Annotated in this window: 4 protein-coding genes; 3 read left to right on the top strand and 1 reads right to left on the bottom strand. The window is 53.1% G+C overall.

Annotated elements, in window-relative coordinates; genetic code table 11:
• The 3 genes from RDY34_RS10410 to RDY34_RS10400 form a co-directional block, all read left to right on the top strand.
• Positions 1-730, top strand: a 730-nt coding sequence (locus RDY34_RS10410; protein ID WP_308184580.1) for a fumarate hydratase C-terminal domain-containing protein, incomplete at its 5' end; no start/stop codon positions are given.
• A 97-nt stretch (positions 731-827) separates the two neighbouring features.
• Positions 828-2,240 carry a Trk system potassium transporter TrkA gene (gene trkA, locus RDY34_RS10405; RefSeq protein ID WP_308074880.1) on the top strand — a complete coding sequence of 471 codons (1,413 nt, stop codon included), beginning with the start codon at positions 828-830 and terminating at the stop codon, positions 2,238-2,240.
• A 601-nt stretch (positions 2,241-2,841) separates the two neighbouring features.
• Positions 2,842-3,126, top strand: a complete 285-nt coding sequence (locus RDY34_RS10400; RefSeq protein WP_114935584.1) for a GIY-YIG nuclease family protein — start codon at positions 2,842-2,844, stop codon at positions 3,124-3,126.
• A gap of 772 nt (positions 3,127-3,898) precedes the next feature.
• On the opposite strand, the gene RDY34_RS10395 is transcribed toward RDY34_RS10400, so the two are convergent.
• Positions 3,899-6,592 (bottom strand): autotransporter outer membrane beta-barrel domain-containing protein, encoded by a 2,694-nt coding sequence (locus tag RDY34_RS10395; RefSeq protein ID WP_308184579.1) that lies wholly within the window; start codon positions 6,590-6,592, stop codon positions 3,899-3,901.
• Positions 6,593-6,720 lie beyond the last annotated feature (128 nt).

Raw genomic sequence — 6,720 nt, 5'->3', positions numbered from 1 at the left:
CCCGACCCACGCCGCCTCCAAACCGATTGCGATGATTCCGAACTGCGCCGCCACCCGCCACGTCGAGTTTGAATTGGACGGCTCAGGCCCTGTCGAACTCACGCCGCCGCGCGTCGAAGACTGGCCCGATTTGACTTACAGCCCCGACAACGGCAAACGCATCGATGTCGATAAGCTGACCAAAGAAGAAGTGGCAGGCTGGAAAACCGGCGACGTATTGCTGTTGAACGGCAAAATCCTTACCGGCCGCGATGCTGCACACAAACGCCTCGTCGATATGCTCGACAAAGGCGAAGAATTGCCCGTCGATTTCACCAACCGCCTGATTTACTACGTCGGCCCCGTCGATCCGGTCGGCGATGAAGTCGTCGGCCCGGCAGGCCCCACCACCGCCACCCGTATGGACAAATTCACCCGCCAAATGCTCGAACAAACCGGCCTCTTGGGCATGATCGGCAAATCCGAACGCGGCGCGGCCACCTGCGAAGCCATCGCCGACAACAAAGCCGTGTACCTCATGGCGGTCGGCGGCGCGGCATACCTCGTGGCAAAAGCCATCAAATCTTCCAAAGTCTTGGCGTTCCCCGAATTGGGTATGGAAGCCGTTTACGAATTTGAAGTCAAAGACATGCCCGTAACCGTCGCCGTGGACAGCAAAGGCGAATCCATCCACGCCACCGCCCCGCGCAAATGGCAGGCGAAAATCGGCATCATCCCCGTTGAATCTTGAGGCGCAATGCCGTCTGAACGCAAAATCTGCCTTCAGACGGCATTTCCGCCCCCGGTTGCGGTACAATCCCCCATTTCATCCCCCGGCGACCCATACCGTGAAAATCCTCATTTTAGGCAACGGGCAGGTAGGTTCTACCGTCGCACAAAACCTTGCCGCCATACCCAACAACGACGTAACCGTTATCGACATCGACGAAAAAGCATTGCAGGAAACAGGCAGCCGCCTCGATGTCCAAACCGTTTTCGGCAACGGCGCATCCCCCTTCACACTAGAACGCGCCGGCGCGGAAGATGCCGATTTGCTGCTCGCGCTCTCCCGCAGCGACGAAACCAACATCGTCGCCTGCAAAGTTGCCGCCGACCTGTTCAACATCCCCGGCCGCATCGCGCGCGTCCGTTCCAGCGAATACCTCGAATACCTCAGCCCCAAGCTCGAAAACAACGAAAACGGCAGCCTTTCCATATTCGGCATAACCGAAACCATCAGCCCCGAACAGCTCGTTACCGAACAGCTTGCCGGTCTGATAGACTGCCCGGGCGCATTGCAGGTTTTACGTTTTGCAGACGACCGCGTGCGGATGGTCATCATACAGGCGCGGCGCGGCGGACTGCTCGTCAACCGCGAAATCGCCGACATCGCCCGCGACCTTCCCGACGGGGCCGACTGCCAAATCTGCGCCGTTTACCGCAACAACCGCCTCATCGTCCCCGCGCCGCAAACCGTCATCATCGAAGGCGACGAAATCCTGTTTGCCGCCGCTGCCGAAAACATCGGCGCGGTCATACCCGAATTGCGCCCCAAAGAAACCAGCACCCGCCGCATTATGATTGCCGGCGGCGGCAACATCGGCTACCGCCTCGCCAAACAGCTCGAACACGCATACAACGTCAAAATCATCGAATGCCGGCCGCGCCGTGCCGAATGGATAGCCGAAAACCTCGACAACACCCTCGTCCTGCAAGGTTCGGCAACCGACGAAACCCTGCTCGACAACGAATACATCGACGAAATCGACGTATTCTGCGCCCTGACCAACGACGACGAAAGCAACATTATGTCCGCCCTTTTGGCGAAAAACCTCGGCGCGAAGCGCGTCATCGGCATCGTCAACCGCTCAAGCTACGTCGATTTGCTCGAAGGCAACAAAATCGACATCGTCGTTTCCCCCCACCTCATCACCATCGGCTCGATACTCGCCCACATCCGGCGCGGCGACATCGTTGCCGTCCACCCCATCCGGCGCGGCACGGCGGAAGCCATCGAAGTCATCGCGCACGGCGACAAAAAAACTTCCGCCATCATCGGCAGGCGCATCAGCGGCATCAAATGGCCCGAAGGCTGCCACATTGCCGCCGTCGTCCGCGCCGAAACCGGCGAAGTCATTATGGGACACCATACCGAAACCGTCATCCAAGACGGCGACCACATCATCTTTTTCGTCTCGCGCCGGCGCATCCTGAACGAACTGGAAAAACTCATCCAAGTCAAAATGGGCTTTTTCGGATAAACCGCCCCATTCCGGACACATTGCCGCCGCATCGTGATGCCCCATCCCCCGTTTGCCGTCATTCCCGCGCAGGCGGGAATCTAGACCTTCGGGCGGCGGCAATATTCAAAGGTTAGCTGAAAATTTAGAGGTTCTAGATTCCCGCTTTCGCGGGAATGACGAAAGGTTGCGGACAGCAGGGGGAATGACGGGGTTTCAGACGGCATCAAATGCCTTGTCGGGCTTCAGACGGCATCGTTCACCCTCCACCGTCATTCCCGCGAAAGCGGGAATCCGGTTTGTTCGGTTTCAGTTGTTTTTGGGTTTCGGGTAATTTCCAAATCGTCATTCCCGCGCAAGCGGGAACCCAGACCTTGGGATAGCGGCAATATTCAAAGGTTATAAAAGACCCGTCATTCCCGCGCAAGCGGGAATCCAGACCTTGGGATAGCAGCAATATTCAAAGGTTAGCTGAAGCTTTAGAGATTCTAGATTCCCGCTTGCGCGGGAATGACGAAAAGTTGCGAGAATGATGGAAAGCTATGGAAATAACGAAGGGTTAAAGTAATCACGGGATGGTGTTCACGGGAATATAAATTTAAATAATTCAAAAGGGTATCATATGCAGCCTGCGGTTTATATTTTAGCAAGCCAACGTAATGGCACGTTATACATCGGCGTTACATCTGATTTGGTGCAACGTATTTACCAACATAGGGAGCATTTGATTGAGGGATTTACATCACGGTACAACGTTACTATGCTGGTTTGGTATGAACTGCATCCTACGATGGAGAGCGCAATTACTCGGGAAAAACAGTTGAAGAAATGGAACAGGGCTTGGAAATTGCAACTGATTGAAGAAAATAATGTTTCTTGGCGAGATTTATGGTTTGATATTATTTAACCCGTCATTCCCGCGCAGGCGGGAATCCGACCCTTGGGGTAGCGGCAATATTCAAAGGTTAGCTGAAAATTTAGAGGTTCTAGATTCCCGCTTTCGCGGGAATGACGGAGTCTTAGACGGCATTTAATGTCTTGTCGGGCTTCAGACGGCATCGCCCACCGCCGTCATTCCCACCTCGGACCGTCGGGTAGCAGCAATATTCAAAGGTTATAAAAGACCCGTCATTCCCGCATAAGCGGGAATCCAGACCTTAGAACAACAGCAATATTCAAAGATTATCTGAAAAATTAGAGATTCTAGATTCCCGCTTTCGCGGGAATGACGAAAAGTGGCGGGAATGACAAAGTTTCAGACGGCATTGGATGCTTTGATACTTTGGTTGGCTGAAGCCCACCGCTTCAGATGGCATCGTCCCCCGCCGTCATTCCCGCTCAGGCGGGAATCCAGGCCTTGGGATAGCGGCAATATTCAAAGATTATCTGAAAGTCCGAGATTCTAGATTCCCGTTTTCACGGGAATGACGAAAAGTGGCGGGAATGACGGAGTTTCAGACGGCATTTAATGCCTTGTCAGGCTTCAGACGGCATCGCCCGCCTGTTTTGATATGGCGGCAAATTCATCCACGCCGAACAGCCATCCCGAATAGGCGGAAACGGCAAACAAACCGCCGAACCTTTAAACAAACCCACGCCCCAATCAACAAACCGTCCCGACAAAAAACAATCCGGAACGCGTCTGACCGTTCCGGATTGTTTTCAGGCGCATCCGCGCATCAGAACATACTGCGCACGCCCATATTGACCTGCCAATTCTGCCGCATCTTGTGCATCGAAGACCTTTGCGCCTCAAAATAAAGCTGCCGTCCGTTTCCGGCATTGCGGCTGACCACGCCCAAGCCGTATTCCAACCAGCCGCCACGGTGTTTGAATTCCTCCACGGCAGAGCCGTTGAACCTGTGGCGGATCGTACCGATAAATTCGCGTTTGTACATCAGCTTGCCGTAGATGTTCAGCCTGCCGCCGTCCAAACCGTCCACGCCCGCCCGAAAGCCGAACCGCCCCAGCAGGCTGCGGAAGTTGTCCGTCTCGGCAGACAGCCCGTTTGACAGCGAAAAGCCGTAGCCGCGCGTAAACCAGTAGGACAACTGCGCTTCCGGCTGCCACCAATAGGTTTTGCCGCCGTCCTGTTTCTCCATCCGCCTGCCGGTTTCGGCGGAAAGCATATAGGCATTCAGGCGCGCCTCGTCCGATTCGACACGTTTGCCGGAGTAATTGGTCAGCCCGTAGCTGCCCTTATATCGGGCGATGTTGGCGACCAAATCATAATAGGCCCTGCTTTCCCGGTTGAGCCAGGTGGAATAAACGCCTGCCGCCCTGCCGTAGATTTTGCCGCTTCCGGCGTAGTCTTCGGGGGTGTAGGACGATTGGAGGTGGCGGAGCATCAGCCCTTTGTAATGAATCCATTTGTCGCCGAACCCCGTCCTGTTGAAGCCGCCGGCAAAGCCCCAATAGCGGTTGCCGTAACCGCCCACGCGGTAATCGCTGCGGCTGCCGGAGAATTTTCCGCCGACGCGTTTGATCCAGACGTTGTTGTCTTCCTGCGGCGTTTCGTCGGCGTGGATTTCGCCCATACGCTGCACCAGCGTTTCATCGGAAACCGCGTTCAACTGATACAAAGCTTCGCCGAAAAGGACGCTGCTCGATGCGCCCGTCGACAGGGTGGCCGGGTAGAGGTAGAAATCCCGCTTGCCGTCGGGGTCAATTTTGACATATTTGGAGTTTTCCGACTCGCCCAAGGCAAAACACCACCCTCCCTGTTCCGTACATTTGACGTGCAGTTCGTATGACGCTTTTGTGTTTTCGGCATCGCCTTTGTTTTCGACCAGCTTTAAAAATTCCTTGCCGGTCGTTTTTGCCTTGGCATTGTCTTCATATTCGATGATGTGTACGCCTTCGCTGCCTTCGCGCGTAATCAGCTTGTCCGACTTGCCGCTCACGATGTTGCCCTGCATCTTGAACACGCCGCCGTTTCCCTTCAGGCTGGATACGGAGACGTTTACATTCCTGCCGCCGTCCGAAAAGCTCACTTCCGCGCCGTTGCTGATGTCCAAACCGTTGATTTTTGAAGTATTCTGCACATTCCAGCGCGCGCCGTCCTTCATCGTCATATTGATGGATGACGCGCTGTTTTTACGGTCTTCCTCAAACAGGGGTTGTCCGCTTGGCGGATTATCGGGATCGTCGGGATCGCCGGTATATTGTCGTTTGCCGATATGGGCTTCCCCGTTGAGATAAGAATTTTTGTTTTTCAGGTTTAAATCTATCACGCCGCCGTTGAGGACGTGGATGTCGCCGTCGATTTGCACCGTTCCGTCGCCCTTGATGTCCACCCTGCTGTTTTTACCGTCCACATTCAAAGCGTCGCCGATGGATTTTTGTTTCCCACTTTCTTCAAGCACCGGCTGCACGTCGATTTTGACATCGCTGTGGAAGGTGGCGCGGTTGTACGAATCTTCCGGCACATCCTCGCTGCTGCTGCTTTTTTTCGGCAGGTTTCCCACATAAACACCGTAGTTTTCGGCATTCTTATTATTGCCGCGATCCACCTTGATGCTGACCCCGCCGTGAAAATCCATTTCGGTCTGGTTGACGACCGTTTTGCTCGTTCCCGATGTGCTGATGGTTACATCCTTATATTGCGTTATCGAGATGCCGCGCCCGCGCGTATGCCCCGATTTGACGTATATGTTCAGATTGGAACCTGCTTCCGACTCGATTTTGGTATGGTTTTTGGTGCCCGAGGATAGTCTGGTTTGATTATTCTTGAATATCTGTATGCCGTTCAGTGCGTCTTGTCTGCCTGCTTTGGTGCCGTCTGTATAAAGATAGTTGTTTCCCTTAAAGGTCAGAGTTGTGTCCGACATACCGTAAGGGTTTGTCAAAGTGTCGTTTGCGAAAACGGCATCCTTTGAAGAGCTATTTTTGACCGATACGTTTTCCAAGGTAATGTCGTTGCCCTTTGCCTCATAGCTTTTGTCTGCAAACAAAATCCCGGCATTTTGAGCACCTGACGAAAGCGTGTATCGACCGCTGTTCACCGTCCCTATAGGTCTTGTCTTTTCGATGGTCCAATGCGCAGGCTCTTTCAACACTTCGCCCCTTGCATCTTTCAACAACGCTTCACCATTTTCATCTGTCAAATCTTTTTCACCGAGAGAAGGGTTGCCCTTGACGGTAATGATATTTTTCGCGCCTTTGCCATTGGCGGCAATCACCAGGGAATTAATCGGCGTAACGGCTTTCCCCGAATAATCGAAAGTATGTTCGTTGATCTGATTTCTGGTCGCTATCGCCGCCGTATGATTGGGTTTTACCAAAATCGTACCGGAAGCGGCAATGCTTTTTTCCATACCCGCAGCCAGCAGGCAGGAAGAAAGGAGGCAACGGGCGATTGTTTCATCTTTCATAAGTTTTCCACACTTCTTGCATATTATCCTTAATTTTATACCAATCGGGTAATCTAATCAAAAAAAAAAAAAAAAAAAAAAAAAAAAAAAAAAAAAAAAAAAAAAAAAAAAAAAAAAAAAAAAAAAAA

This window comes from Neisseria polysaccharea, assembly GCF_963392925.1.
In the GTDB taxonomy this organism is placed as follows: domain Bacteria; phylum Pseudomonadota; class Gammaproteobacteria; order Burkholderiales; family Neisseriaceae; genus Neisseria; species Neisseria polysaccharea.
The sequence above is the reverse complement of the archived record's forward strand: the minus strand, read 5'-3'. Positions and strand labels throughout refer to the sequence as shown.